Here is a 23,141-nt window from a genome sequence, read left to right as displayed (position 1 = left end):
TTCAGGCTGTTGAGACAGCGTATGCTTTATCGTCCACTATAAATTTAAAATTTTGGCTATGTTCATCACAATCTATATATAAGCATTCCCCAACTTAGCGTAAGAGCCATTTTAATACTGCCACTTACATAAGTGATAAGCATTCATTAATTCTTCATTGCATCCCATCCATTCTATGTTAAGATATGTGTAAACGTTTACACAGGTGATGCAGAAATGGTTACAATCAAAGACTTGGCTAAAGAGGTGGGGGTATCGGTGGCGACGGTGTCACGTGCGTTGACTGGATCGGGGTATGCGAGTCCGGATGTACGGCGGCGGGTGCTTGAGGCGGCGGAGCGTCTGGACTACAAACCAAATGAGGTGGCGCGTGCTTTGAACACGAGCCGCTCGAACGTTGTGGGCGTTTTAGTACCTGATATTACGAATCCTTATTTCCCAAAAGTGATCCGGGGGATTGAAGATGAGGCGATCAGAAATGATTATCGCGTCATCATCGGCAATACGGATAATGATCAGAAAAAAGAATCGAAGTATCTGGAGATCTTCCGCCAAAACAACTGTGCAGGCATCATTTCTGCGACATGGTCGATTGAACATAAAGCATATTCAGGAGAGCGGCCGTTGATTCTTTTGGACCGGGTGGCTGAAAACCTGCCTTCCATCGAAGCGGATAATTTGAAAGGCGGGCGGCTTCAGGCGATGCATCTGATTGAGCGGGGGGCGGATAAAGTCCTTGTCATAAAGGGGCACGAAGGGTATAGTTCGTTCGATGATCGCGCTGTTGGGGCACTCGAGACACTAGAGACACAAGGCATTGAATATGAAACGTTGGCGTATCGGCAGTTGGATAGCTTGCTTTCTAACGATAAGTTGGACGATTTCACCAGATTCAACGGCATCATCTGCCCAAATGATGTGACGGCCTACAAAGTGTTGAATGGCTTGCGGGCACTTGATATAGCGGTGCCTGATGCTGTCAAGGTCATCGGCTACGACAACTTGGATTTTTCGGAATACGTCCATCCAAGCCTGACGACCATCGGACAGCCGATCTACGAGCTTGGCAGGAACGCCTTCAGGATGCTGATGGATCTTGCGGCAGGCAAACCGGCGCCGAGTCAGGTGTTGAATGTGGCATTGGTCAGAAGGCAAAGTACATAAAGGAGTGGAAAGAATGGATATCGTAGTGGTCGGCAGCTTGTCGACGGATTTCATCGTTGAGGCTGAGCGGATGCCCTATAAAGGGGAGACGATTTTAGGCACGAATTTCAGTACTGCATTCGGCGGTAAGGGCGCCAACCAGGCGGTGGCGGCAGCGCGGCTTGAAGCTGAAACGGCGTTTGTCGGTGCCATCGGTGATGATGGCTTCGGGGAGAAACTGAAGACGAATCTGGAACAGAACGGTATTTTTTGCGGCAATGTGGAAACGTTTACAGGTGAAGCGAGCGGTACGGCACATATCAACATCTACGACAACGACAACTCGATCATTGTCGTACCGGGCACGAATCGCCTGCTGACGCCAGAAGTGGTGGCATCGGCGCATCCGCTTCTGGAAGAAGCTGACTATGTCATGCTGCAGAATGAAATACCGGTCGAGACCATCAAGCATGTCATCGACTTCTGCCATGAAAAGGGAATAAAGCTCATCTACAACCCGGCACCTTTCATCCCAATTGAGATTGAATACCTTGAGAAATGTACACTCATCACCCCGAACGAACTGGAATGCAATGCCCTTTTCGGGGATGATGTCTCCAGTGCGGTCATGAAGCACCCGAATCAGCTGATTGTCACAAGAGGCGAGCAGGGGTGTCTCTATCACGACGGAGAGACGGAAGTGCATGTGCCTTCCTTTAAAACCACACCTGTGGATACGACCGGTGCCGGGGATACATTCAACGGCGCATTGGCTGCATTCCTGGTCAAGGGCCTGGATCTTGGTGAGGCCATACGCAGTGCGAACATGGCGGCATCATTATCGATCCGTGCAATGGGCGCCCAAGGTGGCATCCCGACGTTGAAAGAATGGCAGGAGGCGATGGACCATGTATAAGTCGGTGGTTTTGAACAGTGAAATTTCGAAAGTGCTCAGTACACTTGGACATGGGGACGCCATCGTCATCGCAGACTGTGGATTGCCGATTCCTGACGGGGTGAAACGGATCGATATCGCCCTTAAAGCGGGTACACCATCGTTCGAAGAAACATATAACCTGTTGACCGACAGCATGTATGTGGAGCGACAAGTGTTTGCAGATGAGGTTTCGGATGCGGGAGTGAAGCAGGTACTCAGTAACGGCATTCCATCGGAACAGGTGTCGCATGAAACGCTGAAAGCCATGTGTGCAGACGCCAAGGCAGTGATCCGCACGGGTGAAACGACGCCGTTCGCCAATGTCATACTCTACAGCAATGTTTTCTTCTAGGAGGTTTGATGATGATCGAGATGAAAGATGTACACAAGGCCTTTGGGGCCAACAAAGTGCTCCTCGGGGTGGACTTTGAGCTGAAGGATGCGACGGTCCATGCCCTTATGGGGGAGAATGGCGCCGGCAAATCGACGTTGATGAAGATCTTATCAGGCGTGCATACGTATGACCAGGGCAGCATCATCCGTGACGGTACGGAAGTGAAGTACAGCAACCTAAAGGATGCGGAGAAGGCGGGCATCGTCTTCATCCATCAGGAACTGAACATCTGGCCTGAACTGACGGTATTGGAGAATCTGTTCATCGGCAATGAACATACGAAGTTCGGCTTGCTTGATAATAAGTTGATGCGGCGCAAGGCGGAAGCGGTCTTCGAACGGCTGAAGTTCAATATCAACCTCAATAGACGCGCGGGTGATTGCTCCGTCGGTCAGCAGCAGATGATCGAAATCGCCAAAGCCCTGATGATGGACACGAAAGTGCTGATCATGGATGAGCCGACGGCGGCGTTGACGGACAGGGAGATTGACGTGCTCTTTGACATCATCAGGAGCCTTAAGGAAAGTGGGGTCTCCATCGTCTACATCTCCCACAGGATGGAGGAGATATCGAAGATTTCCGATGAAATCACCGTGCTGCGTGATGGCCGGAGTGTGCTGTACAGCCGGACGGAAGAGACGAACTACAACGAAATCGTCCGGGCGATGGTCGGCAGGGACTTGAATGACCAGTTTCCGGAGCGTTCGCATGATCTGTCGGATGACGTAGTACTCACCGTCAGGCAGCTCGAAAACAAGGCACACCCGGTCCGGGACATTAATTTCGATCTGCATAGAGGAGAGATACTCGGGTTCGCCGGTCTGATGGGGGCGGGGCGCACTGAAGTCATGCGCACGCTGTTCGGCGCGGACCCGGGGACGAAGGAAATTGAAGTCGAAGGCAAGCGGGTGAAGATCGACAAGCCGTCCGACGCGATTGGACACGGCTTCGGTTTCATTACGGAAAACCGCAAGAGTGAGGGGCTGATACTGGACTTCAGCCTGGTCGACAACATGACGATGCCCTCCATGCAGAGTTTTTCAAAGGGTGGCTTCATGAAGCAGAAGGACGAGGATGATTTTTCAGACCTGATGATCAGGCGGATGAACATCAAGTCCGAAAAGCAATCGATCGTCGGGGACCTCTCCGGCGGCAACCAGCAGAAGGTCGTCATCGGCAAGTGGATCGGCAGCCAGCCGAAAATTCTGATACTCGATGAACCCACGCGGGGCATCGATGTCGGGGCGAAGCGCGAGATTTATCACCTGATCAACGAATTGACGGAGCGCGGCGTGTCGATCCTCCTCATTTCGTCGGAGATGCCTGAAGTCATCGGCCTGTCCGACCGGGTGGCGGTGATGCAGGAAGGCCGGCTCCGCGGCATTTTGGATAAAAGTAGAATCAACCAGGAAAATATCATGACACTGGCTACAGGGGGACAATTGGATGAATAGCAAACTCACATTGAACACTATGATAGATCGGTTTCTGCCGATCGTCGGCCTGACGCTGCTTGTCGTCGTCATCACCATCATGAACCAGCAGTTCCTGTCACCGGATAACCTACTGAATCTGTTGCGTCAAGTATCGATCAATGGCCTGATCGCCTTCGGCATGACGTTCGTCATCCTGACGGGCGGCATCGACTTGAGTGTCGGCTCGATACTGGCATTCTCAAGCGCGATGACGGCACTGATCATCACTTCTGGCGTCGATCCGATATTTGCGATGCTGCTCGGCAGTGTGGTCGGTCTCGTTGCCGGCGCTGTCAACGGCCTGCTGGTTACCGCGGGCGGCATGGCACCCTTCATTGCGACATTGGCGACGATGACGATATATCGGGGCGCGACTCTGGTCGTGACGGACGGCAACCCGATTACGGGCCTTGGCGACAGCCTGCTGTTCCAGCTGTTCGGTAAAGGCTACTTCTTCGGCATTCCGGTGCCGGCGGTGACGATGCTCATCACCTTCGTCATCTTGTATATCATTCTGAACAAGACGGTCTTCGGCAGGGAGACATACGCCATCGGGGGTAACGAGACTGCCGCTGCACTCTCCGGCATCAAGGTCAACCGCAGGAAGATCATGATCTATGCGCTATCCGGATTGATGTCGGCGATCGCAGGCATCATCCTCGCTTCAAGGCTTGATTCCGCCCAACCGACCGCCGGTGAGACGTATGAACTCGATGCCATCGCCGCCGTTGTGCTTGGCGGCACGTCATTGATGGGCGGTAAGGGGCGCATCGTCGGCACATTGATTGGTGTGCTGATCATCGGTGTACTCAACAACGGGCTGAATCTGGTCGGTGTGTCATCATTCTACCAGCAGATCATCAAAGGGTTGGTCATCGTCGTTGCGGTGCTGATCGACAGAAAGAATAAGTAGGGGGTTTTACGGATGAAAAGAATACTGGTGCTCCTCAGTCTGTTTGTGTTTACTGCAGGGTGTTCGCTTGAGCCACCGGCTTGGAGCCAGAGCGGTGGGGCGGGTGATGATGATAATGTCGTCATCGGCGTCAGCATCTCGACTTTGAACAACCCGTTCTTTGTGACATTGAAGGATGGCATCGAGGCCACGGCCGAAGAGAAGGGCTATGAAGTCAAAGTGGTGGACGCCCAGGACGATTCCGCCAAGCAGGTCAATGACATTGCCGACCTGATGCAGCAGGGCATCGATTATCTGGTGGTCAATCCGACCGATTCCGCCGCGATTTCCAGTTCAGTCGAGTCCGCCAATGGCTCGGATATCCCAGTCATCACGCTCGACCGCTCAGTGGAGAGCGGGGAAGTGGCCGCCTTCATCGCGTCGGATAACGTGGCAGGCGGCGAAATGGGTGCGGCATTCATCGTCGACCAGCTCGGCGAAGGCTCCAAGGTGGCAGAACTGGAAGGCGTGCCGGGGGCCAGTGCCACACGTGAGCGCGGTAAAGGCTTCACGAACGTTGCAAAAGAATCCCTTGATGTGGTGACGAGCCAGACTGCGAACTTCAACAGATCAGAAGGGTTGAACGTCACGCAGAACATCCTCCAGGCGAACCCGGATATAGAAGCGATCTTCTCGCATAACGATGAAATGGCGCTTGGGGCTGTCGAAGCGGCACCGGACGATGTCCTGGTCGTCGGGTTTGATGGTTCGGAGGATGCGTTGAACTCCATCGAGAATGGCGCGCTCGATGCGACGGTCGCCCAGCAGCCGGACCTGATGGGCGAGACGGCCATCAATGCAGTCGAAAAACTGGAGAACGGTGAAGATGTGGAAGATGAAATCAAAGTGGAATTGATGTTGGAAACACAAGAATAGATTTGATTGAGGGAGCTGCATGAGCAGCTCCTGTTTTTTATTATGCCTATGCTATCGCAGTTTCATTATTTGAAGGTTCAGCACTTGCGAATCTAGAACATAGATAAAAAAGTAACTAAAAATGCTTCCTTGGATCTCCGGGACTCCAAGGAAGCATTCTCATATTCTTATTGAGGCATTGAACATATGAAAAGAAAATAATAAGTGTGCTGGTTTTATTGAGTAAAATTCTCAGTCAGCATTCTTTGAAATCCTGGTAATGCCGATGCCTGTGTAACCCAATATTATCGCAAAAATGAATCCGAGATAACAGAATATGGCCCACGGTGCGTAACTTAAAGTTGAAACGCCAAGCACTCCTGCCATATAGACGCCGGCAGATGACCATGGAATGAGGGGGACTACTACGGTGCCTGAATCCTCCAATGTACGGGAGAGGTTTTTGGCATGCAGATTCTTCTTTTTATAAGTCTCTTTGAAGAGATCCCCAGGTACGATGATGGACAGGTATGAGTTACCGGTTACAAGAGCCATGGTAATACATGAAACGACAGTGCTTAAAATGAGGTCGCCGGTCCTTTTGACGAATTTCAGCAAGGCGCTCATGATCACTTCCAAAGCGCCAGCTTTTGTAATGATGCCTGCAAAGGCACTGAAGGCGATGAGGATAACGCTGGTCATCGACTGCATGCCGCCTTGTGTCACTAATGAAACCACTTCTTCAGGGATCGCGCTTATGTCCATACCCGTAATCATCGATACATAAAATCCAATGACCAGGGCTGCATCAAATCGGGGGTGACGGCAAAAGCAGTCAACCAGGTGGCCTTGGATGCCATCGAAGCGACCAACATGAATAGCCTTCCTTGCGTTTCGACAACGACTTGGTGTTGGAGACCGGCATGGTCTTTTGTGTAGAACCAGGACTCTATATACCCGGGGTCGGTGGCTTCAGGCATTCCGACACAGTCGTCCTGACTGAAGACGGGGACGAGATCATAACGGAATATCCAAGAGGTCTTGGCAGCATGATCATCAAACCATGACAAGTAACATTTATCAGCTATCTGCATCCTGTTACCAAGAAATCTTTGGTCACAGGATGCTTTTTTATCGTAAAACGATATAATCGTTCAATTCTCCAGTTTAAATGTAAGTTTTTAGTGAATAGTACTATATAAAGTGTTTTTAATACATCAAATCAGTTGAGGGGGAAACATGCATGAAGATGAATGTTGCACAGAAGCTGATCAAGGATCATCTGGTGTCAGGGGAGATGACCCCTGGAGAGCAGATCGGCCTGAAAATCGACCAGACGTTGACGCAGGATGCGACGGGTACGATGGTGATGCTGGAACTGGAAGCGATGGATATTGACGAAGTGAAGACGGAAGTCTCCGCGCAATATGTCGACCACAACCTGATACAGGATGACCACCGCAACCCGGATGATCATCTGTTCCTGCGCAGTGCAGCGCAGAAGTTCGGCGTGCACTACAGCCGACCGGGCAATGGGGTCAGCCACCCGGTGCATATGCAGGAGCTATCGATTCCAGGCAAGACGCTGCTCGGTTCCGACAGCCACACGTGTGCCAACGGATGTATGGGCATGCTTGCGATGGGGGCCGGCGGCATCGATGTGACGATGGCCATGGCCGGCGAGCCGTATTACGTAGAGATGCCGCGGATCATGGGCGTGAAGCTTACAGGCAAGCTGCCTGACTGGGTCAGTGCCAAAGATGTCATATTGGAAATGCTCCGTAGACATACCGTTAAAGGCGGCGTTGGCAAGATCATCGAATACTACGGACCAGGGCTTGATGACCTGTCCGCCATGGACCGCCATGTCATCGCCAATATGGGCGCGGAACTGGGTGCCACCACGTCAGTCTTCCCGTCGGACGAGGAAGTGAAGCGCTTCATGAAGACGCAGGGGCGTGAAGATGACTGGGTAGAACTGAAGGCGGATGAGGGCGCAGAATATGATGATTATGAAGAGATCAACTTGTCTGAACTGGTACCGCTGATCGCGAAACCGACCAGTCCGGATAACGTTGTGCCGGTGGAAGAGATTGCCGGCCAGGAAATCTACCAGTCCTACATCGGTTCTTCAGCGAACCCAGGGTACCGTGACTTTGCGATAGCGGCGGAGATCGTCAAAGATAAAGTGATTGCGAACGGCATCTCTTTCGACATCAACCCGACATCCAGATTGTTGCTGCAGCAGCTGGTCGAAAACGGCCATATTGCGAGCCTATTGTCTTCCGGTGCCCGGATGCACCAGGCGGGCTGCAACGGCTGCATCGGCATGGGACAGGCACCAGCTACCGGCCAGAACAGCTTGCGGACGACACCACGGAACTTCCCGGGGCGTTCCGGCACGAAAGAAGACAGTGTCTTCCTATGCAGTCCGGAGACAGCAGCCGCTTCTGCCTTGTTCGGTGTCATCACCGACCCACGGACACTGGAAATGGACTATCCGGAAATTCCGGAGGCGGCTGCCGTCAAGAAAGGCGAAATGCTGGAAGCACCACCGAAAGATAAAGAGAACATCGAGCTGGAAAAAGGACCGAACGTATCATCCATCCCGAACTTCGATCCGATAGAAGATAATTTCGACTTGCCGGTCATACTTAAGATGGCAGACAACATCTCTACGGACGAAATCCTGGCAGGCGGTTCGAGGGTGTTGCCGTTCCGCAGTAACATTCCGAAAATCAGCTCCTTCGTCTTCGAAGGCGTGGATGAAGGCTATACCGAACGGGCGGCGGAAAAACGCGACGAAGGCGGCCATATGGTCGTCGCCGGGCACAACTACGGACAAGGGTCCAGCCGTGAACATGCGGCGCTCGCACCACGTTACCTCGGCCTGAAAGTCGTCCTGGTCAAAGATTTTGCGCGGATCCATCTGCAGAACCTCATCAACTTCGGTATCCTGCCGTTGACATTCGATGATCCGGCCGATCACCAGAATATTGGTCAGGGGGATGTATTGGAATTCCGCAATATCCATCAGACCATCCGGGATACGGATACATTCACCATCCGACTGAAAGACGCAGATGAAGAAATCACCGTCCACCATAGTCTGACAGGGCGCGACCTTGACATCCTGCTCGCCGGGGGCATCATCAACTGGGCGAAGCAGCGACAATAGAAGAAGAGGTAGAGGCGGGTGTGCTAGTGCACACCCGTTTTTTTACATAAAAGGCATTGCAATTCTATGACATGACGAAGCCGGCTGAGAGCGAGTGCCTCCAACCGGCTCTATTTCTATATCATAATATTATGCGCCTTAAGCTGAATCAGTGTCAGGCACCGGCGCCTTCATATCCTTCTGGTAGCGTATGGCCGCATCGACTGCACTTTGGGCGTTGATGTAGCCCCACTGATGGTTGAAGACGGGCTCACCGATGACCTGCAGGATGCTTTTGACATCGTTTGGACTGAGGTTCGGGTTCGCCTCCAGCATCAGGGCGATGACACCCGCACAGATCGGCGTCGCCATGGAGGTGCCGGACATCTGGACATAATGTTCACCGATGATCTGATCGGCGAGTTCCGTCTCGGTGGTCGATCCGGGTGCAAGCAGCGAAATGATGTTGGTGCCGGGTGCGTAGATATCCGGTTTGACGAATTGATCGATTGTCGGTCCACGGCTCGAATACTCCGCAATTTCATCGTCGGCCCGCTCCAGGGTATCCTGGTCATCCGCTGCCCCGACGGTGATGACGAAGGGGTTGATGGCCGGCGTGCCGATGGTCGACGGGGTCGGGCCGCTGTTGCCGGCGGCGGCACAGACGATGAGGCCTGAATGCCACGCTTCCTCTACAGCGAGCGATAGCGGATCGAGCCGGAAGGACTCCTGGGCTGGTGCGCCCAACGACAGTGACAGGATATCGATGCCATGGATGTCCTTGTAGTCGACACACCACTCGATGCCCTGGATGATGCTTGAGAGGCTGCCTGCTCCGGCGGCGTCAAGCACTTTGACACCAACCAGGGACGCTTCTGGCGCCGGGCCGATATACTTGCCGTTCGACATCGCCCCGTTACCTGCAGCATCTCCGGCGCAATGGGTGCCGTGTCCATTGTCGTCATACGGTGCGCTTTCGCCGTTGATGACGTCATGGAACCCAACGATGCGGTTACCCGGCGTCGTCAGATCTTCATGGGGATGGATGCCCGTATCGAGCACGGCGATGGTCACCCCGGCACCGCTGATCTGAAGCCGTTCCCTGATGGCGGCGCTGCCAATCTGTTCATTGGTGATGTCCAGGTAGGCGGAAACGGGCCGGTCATAATAGATGCGCTCAACGGCTGAGTGATCTTTGATTTCCTTTATCTTGTTCGGGGTGAGTTGGCTTTTCACACTGTTGATGAGGCGCATTTCCTGATCGAGATGGCTGTGGGCATCTTCAGCGCATTGCTTGAGCAGCTGATCCATCTCTTCATTGGCCGTGTCTTTCCTGCAGCGGATGATGATCGGAATCTTTTCGGTGCGTGCCGTGCGGTAGGTCTTCCGTTCACTTTGGCGCAGCTGTTCAATGAGCGCGGGGTCCAGTCGGCTGTTGTTTTCTTCGAACCAGACTCGTTTACGTTCACTCATATCATTGCCTCCTTTAATCGTATTGATGGGGCGTTGCTGTCACTCTCCGGCGCTTGATGGTGCTCTTACTATACTCAATTTCCCCTGGTTATTTATTTAAACATTTAGAATGTTTTGGATTCCCCCATGATGATTAATATCCGTCCCATGCGGGTAGTGGATATATGTAAGATGAATGCAACATTAAGATTGAATAGGAGGCATTATTGATGAAAGTCAAAGATATCATGACGACTGAAATCGAAACATGCGGACCTGAAACGACAGTGCAACAAGTGGCATCCAAAATGATGGAACTTGATGTCGGAAGCATCCCTGTTACTGAAGACGGCAATCTGCGCGGCATCATCACAGACCGTGACCTGGTCATCCGCGGCATTGCGTCCCAGTTCTCATTGGAGACGCCGATCAACCGTATCCTGTCTTCAAGCTACGTCACCGGCACGCCGGATATGGACGTTGAAGAAGCGGCCAACATCATGGCCCAGGAACAGGTACGCCGCCTGCCGATTATAGAGGACAACAAAGTAGTCGGCATCGTGGCTCTCGGCGATGTTGCGGTGGATGAAGAAGATTCGGAGGATTCCGAAGAAGCACTTGAGGAAATCTCCAAACCGGCAGAGCCGGACAAATAAAGAAATGAAAAGTTCCGGAGCACTGCTCCGGAACTTTTTTATGGGCACTTTTAGAAATCGAATGATTCGAAATGAATATCAGCACCCCTGTTGCGGTTGTCATATTCGCCGATCAGTTCATCGTCCTTGGTCATGAACTTGACCATCGGCAAGTTCTTGCCGGAACTGTCGAAGAGGATGCCATCAGCGCCCTCACGCACCGCTTCCCCGAAGCCCTGGAGTTTGCCTTTGGCATCAGACTCGTCGAGTTCATCGAACTTTTCGCTCGCCACGATATGGATGAGTGTATAATTCTCGTCCTGCGGCTCGATCGCATCGATATATGGGTCTTCAGCCATGCCATCGAATTTCCGTTCGAGTGCTTCGCGCTCCTCATCGGTCACCGCCACCTTCGGTTCCTCGGCCGACGCCTCCTCTCCAGTGGCGTCTTGTGTGCCGTCACTGCATGCGGCAAGGATCGCCATGGAGAAAATCAATGCCGCAACAAAATAGCGTTTCATAACTATCAGATGCTCCTTCTGTAATAAAGATATCCATTCCATTTTAGCATATCCTAGACGATCCGGGCTCGTCCGACCCCTACTGCTTCTGATATAATGGCGTAAAAAGGAGGGGCTTTCATGAAGAAGGTGATTATGGATGTCGATACGGGGGTTGATGATGCGCTGGCCATCATGTACGGCTTGGAAAGCGGTGCGCTTGAATTTTTAGGTCTCACGACGGTGGACGGGAACGTACCGCTCGAGATGGTCAACCGCAACACTCTGAAGGTGCTCAGCATATTGGGTCGGGACGATATACCGGTCTTCCCCGGGGCTGCGGGCCCTTTGATGAAACCGTCCCGGCATGTCCATCATATACACGGCGCGGATGGCCTTGGCGGCGCGCTCGCCGACTACCCATATGAGAATATGTGCGAGACGCAATTTGCGCCTGACTTCATCGTGGAGGCTGCCAGACGCCATCCGGGGGAAGTGACGCTGATTGCGGTGGGGCCGCTGACGAACGTTGCGCTGGCATTCAAGCAAGAGCCCTTGCTCGGTGAACTGTTGAAGGAGATCGTCATCATGGGCGGCATCGTCTCCAAGGCCGGCCGGGGCAACAGCGGGCCGAACTCGGAGTTCAATATATTTACGGATGCGGAAGCGGCGCGCATCGTCTTCCATGGGGGTGCGGATATTACGCTCGTGGGTCTGGACGTTACAAAACAAGCCGTGCTGACGGCCCGTGACATCGAAACATTGAAGGGCAGCAAGTATTATGATTTCATCAAGCAGTCGACAGAAATCTACCGTACCTTCAGCATGGATAAACTCGGGCTGGATGGTTGCGCGTTGCACGATCCATTGGCGGTCGGTTTCGCCTTGAACCGTGAATTTCTCCAGACCGAGCATCACTATGTCGATGTCGATACCGTCAGCCTATTGAACTACGGGCAGACCGTCTGCGACTTCGGGGATTTGTGGGGCGAAGCACCGAATGTCAACGTCAGCCTTGAGGTTGATGGGCAAGCATTCGTCGAGCATTTTTTGGCAGTGATGAAAAATGCGGAAGGCAAAGTATAACGTAAGCGTATATATGAGAAATGGAAGAGGGGATGCATTATGATGTCTATCATCGTCCTGTTGCTCGGGATCATTGTTTATCTGCTGTACACAAATTCAAAATTGAATGGCGAAGTCAGGCGACTTAGGAATGGACAGGAAAAATTCATTACGCCAGACGGTGAAGGCCACCCGGTCAATCATGAACTGCGCCAGATGGTCAGGGAAGGCGAGGAAATCAAAGCCATCAAGAAAGCCCGGCAGACATTTGGCTTATCCTTGGTTGAAGGCAAACAATATGTCGATCGGCTGAAGCAGGATTAACATGACTATACATTTCTGATAATGTCTTATTGGCCGGATGAAAAGCATGTCTGCGACGGCGACCGGGATTATGCATCAGAGCAAACCGACGCTAGAGTCCAAGTGATTTTTTTTCGAATAGGATTAGACATACAAAATATGGGTAATATGATGTATATTACATATGTTGTATGATTTTTTCTTTTTATATATGAGTACGGAAGCAAAGGGGTGCATCCATGAAGATGAACTGGGGGAAGGTACGGTCGAATGCACAGCGGGTGGCAGTCAGGATGGATAAAGTCAGAAAGTATAATGCCGGGCAGATGAAGTGGCTGGCAGGCGGCACTTTCTCGGCCATTAAAAAAACGGCCTCCCGGATCTATAGAGGGGGGCAGTATAAGATAGCGGTGGCGCGGGCACGCGAGGAAGCCCGCTGTGTATATTACCGCCAGTTCCCAAGCGACAGGCTGGTGAAGATGTATCTGCTGAGTGAACATATGCTTCATATGGGGACGATCAAACGTGTGATGGAGGAGCGTGGATACCAATATGACTCGCGGCGTGATCGGTTTGTCCCGCATGAGCCTGTGAAGGTGCGGGAACAGATGGCGCTTGATATGAAAAGACGGGGTGAAATGGAGACATACGAAGCCGTCGAAGCGGAAGTGTTTAAACAGCGTGGGCTTGGCAAACCATAAAAAAAGAAGACCATATCGGTCTTCTTTTTTTATGGCACAATCGGTCCGCCGTTGATGGTAGTAAGCGGTTCATTGACATTGAAGATCTTGCCGTTGACCGAGTCGATGCCGAATGAGCGGAGCCGTTCCGTATGTTTTTTCAGATAGGCTTCTGCCGCTTCTTTCGTGTCGAAGAGGTAGATGCCGCCAGCTTCCTTCTCTTCTGCGTTCTCCGTCCAGATCTTCCAGAGGAACCCGGACTCTTCATTGATGCTTTCGGCAAGCTCTCTGAACCCTTCGGCCATATCTTCGCCGAAAGGGCCGTCCATGTCGAAATCGACCTGCAGTATGACTGCCATTTCTCACGCCTCCCTTTACATTATCTGCTTCTACTATAATGGATATATGGGGGGCTGTCCGCTTACATGCCTATAGTCGTGCGGACGGTTGCGAATTTTTCGCTGAGGGACGGGCGTACCGTCTCCATCATGAAGCTGACTTCATCTTTTATCTCATCGACATCTTTCGGTTCAGAGGGTTCACCGAGTATCAGTGTGGCGATCAGATAGGCGATACCTGAGAGGACGACTGCCACTCCAATAAGTCCGAGACAGCCAAAGAGTAGGGCGGACCTGCTGCCTTCATGATTTTGTCGATTGTTTTCTTCAGCCATACGTTTCCTCCATTCTTATAGGGGCAGTTGCTGCCCGGCGGCTCCATATACATATAGAGTATTTTAACACAATCGACGGCGGCACGTTAACCCGTTCCCCGTTTTGCTCCCCGGTATACTGCCTGGGGAATGGCTGCTCAGTGAAGGGAATATGTAATCAGACATGCATTCTGTCACCGTGCAGTGCTACAATAGGGAGAGAAAAAAATTTTGAGGTGAAAAAATGTCCAATCCAGCAGGATTTTGGGTGCGGCTCGGGGCACGGGTGCTTGATGCGCTGCTTGTCGGCATGGTGGTCGCGACAGTCCTATTCATTTTCCAGGTCGATACCACAAGCGGGAGCACCCAGACGGGCGAGAGCATCGCAGGCTTAGCATATTTCATTCTGCTGCCTGCCTATTTCTACGGGTACACGATCGCCAAGCGCGTGCTGAATATACGGGTCGTCAAAGTGGATGGTTCAAAAGCGGGGCTGTGGCCGATGATCATACGTGAAGTACTCGGGTTCTTCATCTACAGCGTGACGTTCGGTCTCGCAGCCATTGCGTCAGCCATTATGGTCAGTGTGCGGAAAGATAAGCGGTCGCTCCATGACCTGCTTGCCGGCACTTATGTCACTTTCGACGAACCGGAAGCATTCAAACAGATGTCATAGCATACGTTGAAGTCTACCGCTGTTGCGGTGGGCTTTTTACGTGTCCGGATATCTGTCTTTCACATTTGAACGAAACCGCTGTATAATTAGGCCAATGAAACCCTAGGGGAGGAAATGACATCCATGGACATCAAGCATATGCGCTATTTCACGGCCATCGTCAAGCATGGCAGCATGACCGAGGCAGCAAACCAGCTCTACATATCCCAGCCGACGATCAGCAAGGCGATCAATGATGTCGAGGCGGAACTTGGCGTGCGGCTGTTCAACAGGAACCGTAAGCAATTTGAACTGACTGATGCCGGCCAGATGTTCTACGACCAGTCTGAGGAGATACTCAGGATGCATGAAGCGTTGGCATATGACTTAAAAAACATGGTCGGTGTACAGCACGGCCATATCCGCATCGGCCTGCCACCGATTATGGACGTCAGCCCGCTGATGGCGATCATGAAGACGTTTCACGACAAGTATCCGAAGATTACCTATCAGCTGATCGAAAGCGGCAGCGGCACAATCGAACAGCGCCTCAGGCAATATGATATCGACATCGGCATCACCGTACTGCCGACTGAAGGCGCCGATTTCGATTCTTTTACCTTCCTGTCTGAAACATTGTGCCTGGTCGTCCATCCGAACCACCCGCTCGCCGAGTCCCGCACCATCGGCCTCGATGCACTTAGGGATGCGGACTTCATCATGTTCAATGAAGACTTCTATCTGAATGAAATCATAAATTCCGCATGCAAAAATGCAGGTTTCACCCCAAAAGTGATCGCAAAGACATCACAATGGCATTTTATAGAAGAAATGATCCAGTCGGAGCTTGGGGTGTGCATATTGCCTGAGAGCGTAGCACGGCTGCTCGGCGCGCCGTCGGTGGCGGTCGAGATAACGGAGCCCGTCATGCGCTGGCGCCTCGGCATCGTCTGGAACCGGGACCGCTACATGAATTTCATCACCAAAGAGTGGCTGAAGCACTTCCAGGAGACGTTTGCCTGATTGCGAGGGACCGCTTTCATCGTTTTAGGCTATATGCGACATTTAATAAAACTATTGTTCAGAAAGGGTTTTCAGGTTCTACAATGGAATCATCAGTAAGACGAAAGGTGATTTCTTGAATGGTTGAATATAAAAATCCAAAAGACAGTAAAGTCATCAGCATCGATCAGGTGTTTGCGAATGACTTGAACAACTACGACACATTGTTCGGAGGCGTGCTGATGAAGCGCATCGACAACGTCGCCTCACTTGCCGCAAGGCGCCACGCGCGGGTCAGGGAATGCGTGACGGCATCCATCGACTCGATCGACTTCCTGCGCCCGATCACGCAATCCGAATCAGTATGCATAGAAGCATTCGTGTCATCGACCGGCAACCGCAGCATGGAGATCTTCTGCAAAGTAATCACGGAAGACCTGGTGACCGAGGAACGCAATGTCGCGGCAACGGCCTTCCTGACATTCGTGGCGCTCGATGAAGAGACGAAACGGCCAATCGCTGTGCCTGGCATCATACCGGAGACGGATGAGGAGAAGTATCTGTATGAGTCTAACAAGAAGCGGACGGCCATGCGAAAGGACCGCCGCATACACAGCAAGGAACTGACGACGAAGATCAGTGTCGACAAACCATGGGATGAGGTGAACCGATAATGTACGCGAGCACCAAAACAATACGTGAGATCGAAAGGGACCTGGCGCACTTAAGCGAAAACCATCCAATCCTGTACCATAGGCTCGAACACGTCACGAGCTTTGCCCGTCAGCTGCAGGTCAAATACAAGTATTTGGCCGACATGATGACAGGGGAGGCACACGAACCGACACCAAAATTCATCAAGTCCTCTGTGCTTGAGATATTGGCGGACGAAGTGGAGAAGCTCCGGCGCGTCGAAGGGTTTGAACTGTTCCTCGATATATTGAAGCAGAACCGCCATATCGATTCCCCGGAAATATTCCTGATGATACTCGGTGCGAAACCTGAAAAAGTGGTCAACAACGCCATCATAAGCTGAATAATCGAAAGTAGCGGTCCTGACCGAGGGCCGCTATTTTTTTGTAGGCCTATGTCTTTACTATAAATTTACATGAGGATGATATATAATTCCTTTAATATGTTGTATAATCAAAGTGAGATGCTTATCGGACACTTATACGTCATGCGCAATGCACTGAACTGCACCCGTTTCATTACAAATCAAGGGGGGGATCGAAATGATCCAGTATCATGTTGTAAATGCTTTTTTGGAAGAGCAGACCGACTGCAGAAGCATCAACGAATTGAAGGCTCTCGAAAACACGCTCCCTGGGGAGGAAGGCTGCTTCATCGACAGCGCACTCTCCTTCCTCATGACCCGCGCAGAACGCCCTCCTGAATGGGACCTTACTGTCCATTGTTTCGGGAGCTGCGTCATCAACATGTCCAAAATAGGCATCTATGCGTTACTGGATGACGGGATAACCGCCATACATACGCCCCTCTTGAAACAGTTCGGCAGCATCGCCCAGTGGCAGATGGTACGCTACTCATTCGATGATATGCAGACGCTCGATATGGAAAAGCTCGACCGTGATGATCTGGCGGACAAGGAGTCAGGCGTGCTGTTCATGAAAGTGAACAATAACAAGCGCCAGATCCGCAACTATACATTGCGTAACCTGAACCCTGCCCACCTCGAGCAATTCCAGCGCCTGCAGATGATACGTCAAGCCAGCCGCATGCACTAGTTGACATCGGGGTTATGAATGCATTTTAAAATATGCCTAAACATGGTATATTTCTGATACGACATAAGAGAGGTAGGAAACGCAACATGATCCATTACAATCTGGTCAATGAATATTTAAATGATATAGAATTACCGGAGCCCATGACAGAAGTCGTTGGTGCTTCATATGAATTGGAAGGAAAGGAACTGGATTTCATCACCCAGGCGAACAATTTTCTTGAACATGAGCCGATCTTCAGTTCATATCAGAAGAAGGACGTCCATTGTCTGGGTACATGCCTGATCAATTTGACACGTACCGGGCTCTACTTCCTGCTCGAGGATGAAATTATGGTGGTCCACCGTTCCATCCTAAAGGAAGGAGAAGGGGAGGCCGATTGGGAAATCAGCCATTTCCGTTTTACTGAAATCCAAAATCTGGACCACGAAGTGATAAATGGTCTGACCGAACCAAAGTATGAATCCGGGGCATTGTTCCTAAAGGTCCTGAACGAGAAGGGTGCAGTACGCAATCATACGCTGCGCAATATGAATCCTGCCCATTTCCAATGCTTTGAAGATTTCCACGTGGCCATCAAAAACAACAGGACGATATCAAAATGATACCTAAAAACCCAGGCTTTTGAGCCTGGGTTTTTTCTATCTTCTGTAGTCCGTATCGGTTTTTGGAAGGTTTTCAGTAACATCAGCCTCTTCGTAGCGCACAGGTTCCCTGATGTGCGCCACATCTTCGACGGTCTGCTTGCGGATGACGACCTCTTCAGTGACGACGCGCTCCTTGATGACCCGAACGCGTTCTTCGGTAATCGGAATACGCTCGACGCCAGCTTCTTTCGCCACTTCATAGGTCTCGGCCAATGGACTGCCCTCTACTGGAATGCGTTCGACCGTGACCTCCTCGCGGGTGACGGGCACATCAAATTCTTCCACCCGTATGTTCGTGGACTTATTGACCTCGACTTCTCCTGTCTGGACCGTTTCCTTATTAACATCCACACGTTCCTCACGCAACTCAATGGTCTCCTCATCGTGATCTGGAGAAGCGGTGCGCGCTTCTGCCTGGTGGTCTCTGGAAAAACGGGCCTCCCTTTTACGGCCATCATTTCCATTGTCTGTCCAATAGCTGTATTCACTGTCCGATGGATCGATGTAATCGGCCTTGTCCGCATCGTGGAAGAAACCGCCCTTGACGGGATCCGGCTCGTCTATATGGAGGAGCAGCTTGCCGTCCATCAGCGCCTGGCGGTATTCAGCCTGCTGGGCTTCACTCAGGCGGAGGCTGTTCATCGCCTGGGTCTCCGGATCCTCATCCGCAAACCATGAGACGATGCGGTCCCATGTGTCCACCTCCGTACTCCGCTGTTTGACGCCGAGGTGGTCGAACGCCCGCTCACCAGGATCTTCCTTGGTGATGACCGTCATGCGTGACGCATCGACCCCTTTCAGTTTCAGGTGTTCGATGCGCCCGAGCAGATCCTTGTCATTCGAAAAAGATTCTATAATCGCCATCTGTAATTCCCCCGTTCCTGATCGTTTAGGTAGTGATGCCCCAATCAATAGACTAATACCCATGGTACGCGCCGTTAAACGGTGGAAGGCATCGGTACCATTAATGTATAATAGATTGAGCATCGTAGATACATTTATCATAGACTAGAATAGGAATGATAAAGATGAAACCTAAAATTATTTTTTTACTTAACTCTGTAGATCTCAATCGGGGAGGATTGACCCATGCTTCCTTAAGGCAGGCGAGCACTTTTGCGGATGCGGGATACGATACAGATATATTGACTTTCAGGTACGAACCTCGTTTTCCAGAGATAGTCCGTAAATTAAAAGAGAAAAATAAAGTGAGCAAGAACGTGCGTATTCGCAGTTTATTTGATGAACGGGCTGGCTATCAAGATGAAAGAATACAGACAGATAGTATAAAGGTGGATATATCCGACTATAAGAAAGAATATGAAATTTCTAAACGGGGCTCTCGTAACGCGTATCGTCTATATAAAGAGGGCAAGTATGAGAAATACATTTCCTTAAGAGCCGATGACACACTAGATTTTATAGATTACTTCAATAATGAGGGTGAACGTACACACAGGGCACACTATAATTATTATGGTGATATGACCAGAGTAAAGTACTACAGCTCGGAAGAGAACAAGATGAGAAAAGATGTGTTTTTCGACAAGGATGGTGACAGTTTTCTGATTATGTGGTGGAATCCAGCCACGGAGGAGAGGGTACGTGTCACGAACCTTGCGAAAAACCACATGATTTTATCTGAGACTGATGGTGACACTAATCAGCATAAGGCAGAGTGGCTGAAAAAAGTGGTGGGGGAGACGAATACCCCGCCTGTTCTGATTTCAGATACACGTTCCACCGATGAGCTATTGATACTATTGGGTGATACTGAAGCAAAACGTGCCATCCGCCCTCACTCGAACCACCTTAAAGATCCGGATGACCCAAAATCGGAATTGAATATCCGAAACAGATCTGCCATAAAAAATATAGATAAGGTTGATGCCCTTATAGTGTTGACTGAAAAGCAGAAGATGGATATTGCCAAGCGTTTTGGTCATGAGGAAAAGATTTACGTCATTCCAAATTACTATGAAGCACACCAAAGTGAGAAGACAATAAAATCTTTTATCAAGACGACCTTTAGAGAAACTAAAAATCTCCTTCGAGGCAAGCCCCCCTCCTTTAAACGGGACATGAAGAAAGTAGTGATTATTTCACGATTTTCAAGCATCAAAAATATTGATCATGTAATCAAGGCATTCAAAAAGGTTGTAGAAGCTGTACCGGAAGCTCAACTTGAAATTTGGGGCGGAGGCGATAAGAAGAAGGATTATATTAATCTAATCGATGAACTCGAACTCAAAAAGAATGTCTTCATTAAAGGATATACTCAAGATCCAGCGAAAATCTACCGTTCTGGTGCGCTTTCTGCCGTTACTTCTAAAGCGGAGGGATTCTCCTTATCGGTAATGGAAAGCATGGTCAACGAGACGCCTGTCATCAGCTACAATATCCGTTATGGGCCTTCAGACATGATTGATGATGGACAGAACGGTTATCTAATTGAAAAAGGGGATATTGACACATTATCCGAAAGGATGATATCAATGCTCAAAGACCCTGAAAAAACAAGAGAGATGGGTAAGGCAGCACAATACAAGATGGACGACAAATTCAATATTGATAGCTATAGGGAGAAATGGTTTACTTTAATCGATCACTTAATGAAGCAGGACGAAAGTCGAGGTGCTAAAAAATAAAATGATTTCAATCATCACACCAGCAGAAAAAAATGAAAACTTTATAAATGAAACGCTTGAATCCATACACCGGCAGACATATGCAGATTATGAAGTGCTGATTCTCCATTCTGACACAGGCGCCCTCAAAAGAGCGGTGGGAGATAAATATACAGAAGACGAGCGGTTTAAATTCATAGAGACCGATCATGATATCAAAGTAGGGGAAGCACGTAATATAGGCATGGATATGGCTCAGGGAGACTATATCTACTTCCTGGATAGCGACGACTACATTTCAGAAAATACGCTGCAGCTGCTGGCGGAAAATGTAGGCGACTACCCCGTCATCAGAGCAAAGATGAAGCGTACAGATTTCGGTTCAAGTTTTGCCATCATCATGCCTGGAACCAACAAGTTGAAGATGTTCAGTCTTAGAAAATACAATCTGATTCGGAACCATTCAGCTTTGAACTTCCTGATTTCAAAGGCACAGGTCGAGCAATTAGGCCTCCGTTTTGACGGAACGGTCGAGGGCTTCTCAGACCTTACATTCATGATCCCTCTATTGGAATCGGTTGAAGTGGTGCCCTATGTCAGTGAAGCGATCTACTTCAGAAGAAGGCGGAACGATCCGATCAACCATCCTTCCCTAAGACAATTGCCGGTGGAGCAGCGCATGCAAGATCTGTTTACAGTCTACAACACGCTGAAAGAGAAGCCGCTCAGCCTCGAAGCGGAGATGTTTTTGGACAATACCTTGCTTAACTTCTATCGAAAACATCTTGTAGTGAAATTCAAAGATGATTCATTCATCGATGAATATTTCGATGACCTTGCTGCCAGCATAAATAAGATCAACCCAGCATCACTCGAGAATCGGGACAGGATTCTGCTGAACGATATCCGGGCGATACGCACCAATAAAGTCGGCATATTCAAACGGCTGAGTAATTTCCATCATCTGCTGAGGGATATACAAAAAGGAATCAGATCCAAGAAAGGCCGTAAAGAACTGATCTATAAGCGCATATTCAATAGGATGGCTCTGATGGATGACCTTGTGATGTTTGAAAGCTTCCAGGGCAAAGCCTATTCGGACAGTCCGAAATATATTTATGAATATATGCTTAAGAAACGGCCGGGTCATAAACTCGTTTGGGTACTGAACAAAAATCAGAAGATACCCGGCGATCCTAAGACGGTAAAGCGTTTTTCGTTAAAATATTATTATTATATCGCCCGGGCCAAGCATATCGTGAGCAACGTGCGCATGCCGAACAGCTACATCAAACGGAACGGCCAGAAATATCTGCAGACTTGGCATGGCACGCCGTTGAAACGACTCGCAGGCGACATGGAAGCCGTGCATATGCCGGGGACGAATGCTGTACGCTATAAGAGGAACTTCAACAACGAGACGGACAAATGGGATTATCTCATCGCCCCGAACCCCTATTCATCGGAAATCTTCAAAAGGGCCTTCTGGTTCAACAATACAATGCTCGAGACGGGCTATCCGCGGAACGATATATTGACGAATGACAACAATCCGGTCATCATCCGGAGCATCAAGGAGAAACTCGGCCTGCCGAGGGACAAGAAGGTCATACTCTATGCCCCGACATGGCGGGACGATGAATATTATAAGGTGGGGAAATACAGGTTTACCCTCCAGCTCGACCTAGAAAGATTGAGGGCGCAATTCGGCGAGGAGTACATCATCCTGCTCAGGATGCACTATGTCGTCGCCTCCAAGATGGATCTGACTGGGCTGGAAGGATTCGCATATGATGTATCAGGATATGACGATGTCAGTGAACTGTATCTCATTTCCGATATGCTCATCACCGACTATTCCTCCGTATTCTTCGATTATGCGAATTTGAAGCGGCCGATCCTCTTCTTCACCTATGATCTGGAGAAGTACAAGGACCAGCTGCGCGGCTTCTATATCGATATGGAGACCGAACTGCCCGGTCCGCTTCTCCGGGACAACGATGCACTTTTCGAAGCGGTTGAGAACATCGACCAGGTGGTCGCGGACTATGAAGAACGGTACGATGCCTTCTATGATAGGTTCTGCAGCTGGGATGACGGCAGGGCGGCCGAGAAGGTTGTGGATATCGTATTCGACAAGTGACATCAAGATTATCAGCAAGGCATGTCGGCGCGGCATGCCTTTATTTCATCGATTGAAGACTAGAGGATTGCATATCAACCGAATTGGGGTATAGACAAAACGGCTACTGCCGGTGGCAA

General features: G+C 50.4%; 25 protein-coding genes and 1 pseudogene. 20 read left to right on the top strand and 6 right to left on the bottom strand.

All coding sequences use genetic code 11. The annotated features are described in order from the left end of the window. Positions 1–216: 216 nt before the first annotated feature. From ACFFLE_RS10940 to ACFFLE_RS10915, 6 genes are read left to right on the top strand one after another with little or no spacing between them, the layout of a single operon-like run. The gene (locus ACFFLE_RS10940; RefSeq protein WP_380572105.1) at positions 217–1,164 is read left to right on the top strand and encodes a LacI family DNA-binding transcriptional regulator; all 948 of its coding nucleotides are present in this window, start codon (positions 217–219) and stop codon (positions 1,162–1,164) included. 13 nt (positions 1,165–1,177) lie between these two features. Beyond that, complete coding sequence (gene rbsK, locus ACFFLE_RS10935; RefSeq protein WP_380572103.1) at positions 1,178–2,059, top strand: ribokinase; 882 nt, start codon at positions 1,178–1,180, stop codon at positions 2,057–2,059. Continuing rightward, the gene (rbsD, locus tag ACFFLE_RS10930) at positions 2,052–2,432 is read left to right on the top strand and encodes a D-ribose pyranase (RefSeq protein ID WP_380572101.1); all 381 of its coding nucleotides are present in this window, start codon (positions 2,052–2,054) and stop codon (positions 2,430–2,432) included. The genes rbsK and rbsD overlap by 8 nt, the downstream gene beginning before the upstream one ends. 8 nt (positions 2,433–2,440) lie before the next feature. Beyond that, positions 2,441–3,928 (top strand): sugar ABC transporter ATP-binding protein, encoded by a 1,488-nt coding sequence (locus ACFFLE_RS10925; protein ID WP_380572099.1) that lies wholly within the window; start codon positions 2,441–2,443, stop codon positions 3,926–3,928. Further along, on the top strand, positions 3,921–4,862 hold the full coding sequence (locus ACFFLE_RS10920) for an ABC transporter permease (protein ID WP_380572097.1): 942 nt from the start codon (positions 3,921–3,923) through the stop codon (positions 4,860–4,862). The genes ACFFLE_RS10925 and ACFFLE_RS10920 overlap by 8 nt, the downstream gene beginning before the upstream one ends. A 12-nt stretch (positions 4,863–4,874) precedes the next feature. After that, positions 4,875–5,777, top strand: a complete 903-nt coding sequence (locus ACFFLE_RS10915; RefSeq protein WP_380572095.1) for a D-ribose ABC transporter substrate-binding protein — start codon at positions 4,875–4,877, stop codon at positions 5,775–5,777. A gap of 231 nt (positions 5,778–6,008) precedes the next feature. On the opposite strand, the gene ACFFLE_RS10910 is transcribed toward ACFFLE_RS10915, so the two are convergent. Further along, the gene (locus ACFFLE_RS10910; RefSeq protein ID WP_380572141.1) at positions 6,009–6,599 is read right to left on the bottom strand and encodes a Na+/H+ antiporter NhaC family protein; all 591 of its coding nucleotides are present in this window, start codon (positions 6,597–6,599) and stop codon (positions 6,009–6,011) included. Between the two features lie 38 nt (positions 6,600–6,637). Between ACFFLE_RS10910 and ACFFLE_RS10905 the strand changes: the two are divergent. Further along, positions 6,638–6,823 (top strand): annotated as a pseudogene (locus ACFFLE_RS10905) (M24 family metallopeptidase); the annotation flags it as partial. Between the two features lie 176 nt (positions 6,824–6,999). Then, positions 7,000–8,934 carry an aconitate hydratase gene (locus ACFFLE_RS10900; RefSeq protein WP_380572093.1) on the top strand — a complete coding sequence of 645 codons (1,935 nt, stop codon included), beginning with the start codon at positions 7,000–7,002 and terminating at the stop codon, positions 8,932–8,934. A 138-nt stretch (positions 8,935–9,072) separates the two neighbouring features. Here the strand turns inward: ACFFLE_RS10900 and ACFFLE_RS10895 are convergent, their stop codons facing one another. Next, positions 9,073–10,386, bottom strand: a complete 1,314-nt coding sequence (locus tag ACFFLE_RS10895; RefSeq protein WP_380572091.1) for a S8 family peptidase — start codon at positions 10,384–10,386, stop codon at positions 9,073–9,075. 209 nt (positions 10,387–10,595) lie between these two features. Here ACFFLE_RS10895 and ACFFLE_RS10890 point away from each other — a divergent pair, with 209 nt between their 5' ends. Further along, positions 10,596–11,021, top strand: coding sequence for a CBS domain-containing protein (locus tag ACFFLE_RS10890; RefSeq protein ID WP_380572089.1), 426 nt, complete (start codon positions 10,596–10,598; stop codon positions 11,019–11,021). A 50-nt stretch (positions 11,022–11,071) separates the two neighbouring features. Here the strand turns inward: ACFFLE_RS10890 and ACFFLE_RS10885 are convergent, their stop codons facing one another. Beyond that, complete coding sequence (locus tag ACFFLE_RS10885) at positions 11,072–11,521, bottom strand: hypothetical protein (RefSeq protein ID WP_380572087.1); 450 nt, start codon at positions 11,519–11,521, stop codon at positions 11,072–11,074. Positions 11,522–11,641: 120 nt separating this feature from the next. Between ACFFLE_RS10885 and ACFFLE_RS10880 the strand changes: the two genes are divergently transcribed. The 3 genes from ACFFLE_RS10880 (at position 11,642) to ACFFLE_RS10870 (ending at position 13,569) form a co-directional block, all read left to right on the top strand. Beyond that, positions 11,642–12,586, top strand: a complete 945-nt coding sequence (locus ACFFLE_RS10880; protein ID WP_380572085.1) for a nucleoside hydrolase — start codon at positions 11,642–11,644, stop codon at positions 12,584–12,586. Between the two features lie 39 nt (positions 12,587–12,625). Then, a complete protein-coding gene (locus ACFFLE_RS10875) occupies positions 12,626–12,889 on the top strand; it encodes a hypothetical protein (protein ID WP_380572083.1) in 264 nt (87 codons plus the stop codon). Between the two features lie 218 nt (positions 12,890–13,107). Continuing rightward, the gene (locus tag ACFFLE_RS10870) at positions 13,108–13,569 is read left to right on the top strand and encodes a hypothetical protein (protein ID WP_380572081.1); all 462 of its coding nucleotides are present in this window, start codon (positions 13,108–13,110) and stop codon (positions 13,567–13,569) included. A gap of 29 nt (positions 13,570–13,598) precedes the next feature. Here ACFFLE_RS10870 and ACFFLE_RS10865 read toward each other — a convergent pair whose 3' ends face one another. Both ACFFLE_RS10865 and ACFFLE_RS10860 read right to left on the bottom strand, forming a co-directional pair. Then, entirely contained in the window at positions 13,599–13,907 is a 309-nt protein-coding gene (locus ACFFLE_RS10865) for a monooxygenase (protein WP_380572079.1), read from the bottom strand. A 62-nt stretch (positions 13,908–13,969) separates the two neighbouring features. Continuing rightward, positions 13,970–14,221, bottom strand: a complete 252-nt coding sequence (locus tag ACFFLE_RS10860; protein ID WP_380572077.1) for a hypothetical protein — start codon at positions 14,219–14,221, stop codon at positions 13,970–13,972. A gap of 223 nt (positions 14,222–14,444) precedes the next feature. Between ACFFLE_RS10860 and ACFFLE_RS10855 the strand changes: the two genes are divergently transcribed. From ACFFLE_RS10855 to ACFFLE_RS10830, 6 genes are all read left to right on the top strand, one after another. Continuing rightward, positions 14,445–14,876 (top strand): RDD family protein, encoded by a 432-nt coding sequence (locus ACFFLE_RS10855; RefSeq protein WP_380572075.1) that lies wholly within the window; start codon positions 14,445–14,447, stop codon positions 14,874–14,876. 123 nt (positions 14,877–14,999) lie between these two features. Continuing rightward, positions 15,000–15,878 carry a LysR family transcriptional regulator gene (locus tag ACFFLE_RS10850; RefSeq protein ID WP_380572073.1) on the top strand — a complete coding sequence of 293 codons (879 nt, stop codon included), beginning with the start codon at positions 15,000–15,002 and terminating at the stop codon, positions 15,876–15,878. A 119-nt stretch (positions 15,879–15,997) separates the two neighbouring features. Then, the gene (locus tag ACFFLE_RS10845) at positions 15,998–16,531 is read left to right on the top strand and encodes an acyl-CoA thioesterase (protein ID WP_380572071.1); all 534 of its coding nucleotides are present in this window, start codon (positions 15,998–16,000) and stop codon (positions 16,529–16,531) included. Beyond that, complete coding sequence (locus ACFFLE_RS10840; RefSeq protein WP_380572069.1) at positions 16,531–16,893, top strand: hypothetical protein; 363 nt, start codon at positions 16,531–16,533, stop codon at positions 16,891–16,893. The genes ACFFLE_RS10845 and ACFFLE_RS10840 overlap by 1 nt, the downstream gene beginning before the upstream one ends. Before the next feature lie 199 nt (positions 16,894–17,092). Next, positions 17,093–17,605, top strand: a complete 513-nt coding sequence (locus ACFFLE_RS10835; protein WP_380572067.1) for a hypothetical protein — start codon at positions 17,093–17,095, stop codon at positions 17,603–17,605. Positions 17,606–17,691: 86 nt separating this feature from the next. Beyond that, a complete protein-coding gene (locus ACFFLE_RS10830) occupies positions 17,692–18,210 on the top strand; it encodes a hypothetical protein (protein ID WP_380572065.1) in 519 nt (172 codons plus the stop codon). A 36-nt stretch (positions 18,211–18,246) separates the two neighbouring features. Here the strand turns inward: ACFFLE_RS10830 and ACFFLE_RS10825 are convergent, their stop codons facing one another. Continuing rightward, positions 18,247–19,116 carry a YsnF/AvaK domain-containing protein gene (locus tag ACFFLE_RS10825; RefSeq protein ID WP_380572063.1) on the bottom strand — a complete coding sequence of 290 codons (870 nt, stop codon included), beginning with the start codon at positions 19,114–19,116 and terminating at the stop codon, positions 18,247–18,249. A 164-nt stretch (positions 19,117–19,280) separates the two neighbouring features. Here ACFFLE_RS10825 and ACFFLE_RS10820 point away from each other — a divergent pair, with 164 nt between their 5' ends. Beyond that, a complete protein-coding gene (locus ACFFLE_RS10820) occupies positions 19,281–20,900 on the top strand; it encodes a glycosyltransferase (RefSeq protein WP_380572061.1) in 1,620 nt (539 codons plus the stop codon). Continuing rightward, a complete protein-coding gene (locus tag ACFFLE_RS10815) occupies positions 20,887–23,022 on the top strand; it encodes a bifunctional glycosyltransferase/CDP-glycerol:glycerophosphate glycerophosphotransferase (RefSeq protein ID WP_380572059.1) in 2,136 nt (711 codons plus the stop codon). The genes ACFFLE_RS10820 and ACFFLE_RS10815 overlap by 14 nt, the downstream gene beginning before the upstream one ends. Positions 23,023–23,141 lie beyond the last annotated feature (119 nt).

It is taken from the genome of Salinicoccus siamensis, assembly GCF_042429615.1.
In the GTDB taxonomy this organism is placed as follows: domain Bacteria; phylum Bacillota; class Bacilli; order Staphylococcales; family Salinicoccaceae; genus Salinicoccus; species Salinicoccus siamensis.
The sequence above is the reverse complement of the archived record's forward strand: the minus strand, read 5'-3'. Positions and strand labels throughout refer to the sequence as shown.